Origin of the sequence: Pseudomonas sp. MD195_PC81_125, assembly GCF_014060985.1 — a bacterium.
GTDB classification, from domain to species: Bacteria; Pseudomonadota; Gammaproteobacteria; order Pseudomonadales; family Pseudomonadaceae; genus Aquipseudomonas; species Aquipseudomonas parakoreensis.
The window spans coordinates 1-2,195 of sequence record NZ_JABULD010000870.1 but is presented as its reverse complement, the minus strand read 5'-3'; the positions used below and the strand labels follow the sequence as shown (position 1 = coordinate 2,195).

Genomic DNA, 2,195 nt, shown 5'->3' with positions numbered 1-2,195 from the left:
CCTGCGGATTACGCTCGATGTCCGACCTGGTCATTGGATTACACCTGCAGGCTGACTTGGCTGAATGCGACCTGCGATGTTTCGCAAAGTCCAACGCAACTCGATGACTTGAGTGGTGAGGATCGCCAGCAACGTGACGCAGCCTTGAGCTACGCCGTAAAACAGCGCTCTTAACGGGTTGTCGGGTAGCATCCAGAGCAGGATGAAGCCCACCATCAGAAAAAGGATGGCCAGCTTGGCGACCAGACCTGGAATCAGCGCAACGATCAGGTTGACGCCCAGAAAAAATGTAAAACAGTGCGTAAGTCGCAATGCCGATGGCGACACCATGGGAGGTAAACCCGCCGTTAAAAAGCCTGTAAGCATGCACAACCGCGTCATTCAAAAATGCATACGCCACGCATCCGAGAGCGTGGATTAACAGGCATAGGGCGAGACGAACGTAGCTGTTCATACTGCTATCAATTTTCCAGAATCTCGTAGGGTGTATTACTGATGAAAATATTCAGCCAGTTTTCTTCCCATTGCGGCATGGAAATTATAAAAGCCTTATCTTTCTTTTCGAAGGTGATCCAAGTAATTCCAACCTCAGCATCATCTTCGAATGTGCGCATATCCAACGACTGCGTATCATACAACGGGGTTCGATATACCTTCCCTGGCTCTTTCGAGTCGATAACTCTTAGATACGCCATACCGCCAAGCATAAAGATCCTGCCGACACGCACATTCTCAATTGTGTAGCGGCCCGAGGGGCTAGCTGTAGTTGTACTTGCGGGATACCCTAGCATTGAATTTACGCAATAAACGAGCAATGCAATCAACACCAAGAGCAAACTGACAGGCACTAGCCATTTCTTTTTAAGCGTAGTCATTTTTTCGCCACACCCACTTCGACAGCGATTGTACATGAGCAAAAAATGCGCATCATTTATTCCAAACATTAATAACTGTCACGGGAACATTCTGATATTTGATATCAGACAAAACCTGGAAATCACCGCCTTTTTTAAATTCCGTTCGATATTTTACAAAATGAGAATTCGTAATATAGAAATAACGCGAGCTTTCTATTTCCCGAAACATCGCCTGAGAGTCTTCTGCACTGATATAGGGGTTTGAAGCGATGTCTGACTTCATCTGCGCCGCACCGGCATTTGCAGTGGCCGCATAAGCCGGGTTGGCTATACCATCGAAGTTCCAGAACCCCAATGGCTGACTGAAATTGTCATCCGGTGCGTCATTGAAGTCATAGGCGTCCTCAGCGTAAAAACCGATTCGCTCCACAAACAGTTGAATGCTGTCTACGGAAACAACCAACTTTCCCTCTGGAAATACGCGGACGTTAAAGTTTGCCAGCGCAGCTCGCAATTCATCAGTCTTCTCTATTAAACCGAATTTAACTGCTCGATTATTACTGTATCCAAACTCTTCAACCTTCCTGGCGCTAGCAAAATTAAAAGGATAGACACCCGGCGCCGAGCCAAGATACTTATCTTTAATTTTCTTGCTTATATTATTGCGGCCTGCAGGATTATCCCAAGCAGATTTAAGCTTTTCAATGACAGTTTTCGCAGGCTCAAATTTTTCCAACCAAGCCATTTTTACGATGGTGTCATTTACGTAGGCGATGTCAGCAAGAGCAATATGGTCTTTAACCTCTTTACTCATGGCACCATCGGCAGTTGGCCATGGTTTGCCATCAAACCAATGGCGCATCAGCTTCGCAGCAACTGGCCACTTCATCTTATCCATTGCATCAGGTATATCTGTGATTTTGAATTGACGGACAGCTGCAGACTTACCAGTTTGGTTACTGGCCGGCGTCAGACTTGATGCTATTTTCGTATCCGCCATAACAAAATCCTTTTATCCAATTACGACTTCAGATTGCTGTTCAATAATCAACTCATAGGACTCCGCTACAGAGGACGAGATTTTTTGCGTCTTCCCGTCGGCTCCCGTGACGCCACTGATAACTTTCCCCGAGGCTGTTTTGAAACTGTATGCCACTCCCGCCAATGGCTTCCCGGAGTCCTGACAATTGATGACGTAGTGCTCGTTAAACGGCCACTTGATCTCCACCGGCAAAGGCGGCACAAACGGCGCCGGCGAGTGCGAATTACCGATAATCACCGTCCCGGAACCTGCCGTGACCTTGTTGCCATGAGAACCAACCGAACCTACCGTGGCCG

3 protein-coding genes and 1 pseudogene are annotated in these 2,195 nt (G+C 47.3%); all 4 read right to left on the bottom strand.

The window, feature by feature from the left end; all coding sequences use genetic code 11:
- Nucleotides 1-30 precede the first annotated feature (30 nt).
- A complete protein-coding gene (locus tag HT737_RS29940; protein ID WP_306287214.1) occupies nucleotides 31-330 on the bottom strand; it encodes a hypothetical protein in 300 nt (99 codons plus the stop codon).
- A 131-nt stretch (nucleotides 331-461) separates the two neighbouring features.
- Nucleotides 462-875: a hypothetical protein gene (locus tag HT737_RS29935; protein ID WP_182403050.1), complete on the bottom strand. Its 414-nt coding sequence runs from the start codon at nucleotides 873-875 to the stop codon at nucleotides 462-464.
- 52 nt (nucleotides 876-927) lie between these two features.
- Complete coding sequence (locus HT737_RS29930; RefSeq protein WP_182404625.1) at nucleotides 928-1,857, bottom strand: DUF6402 family protein; 930 nt, start codon at nucleotides 1,855-1,857, stop codon at nucleotides 928-930.
- A 12-nt stretch (nucleotides 1,858-1,869) separates the two neighbouring features.
- Nucleotides 1,870-2,195: pseudogene (locus HT737_RS29925) on the bottom strand (hypothetical protein); the annotation flags it as partial.

Bases quoted from the DNA above. Each gene is read 5' to 3' on its own strand.
- HT737_RS29940 (WP_306287214.1), bottom strand. From the start codon at position 330: ATGGTGTCGCCATCGGCATTGCGACTTACGCACTGTTTTACATTTTTT.
- HT737_RS29935 (WP_182403050.1), bottom strand. From the start codon at position 875: ATGACTACGCTTAAAAAGAAATGGCTAGTGCCTGTCAGTTTGCTCTTG.
- HT737_RS29930 (WP_182404625.1), bottom strand. From the start codon at position 1,857: ATGGCGGATACGAAAATAGCATCAAGTCTGACGCCGGCCAGTAACCAA.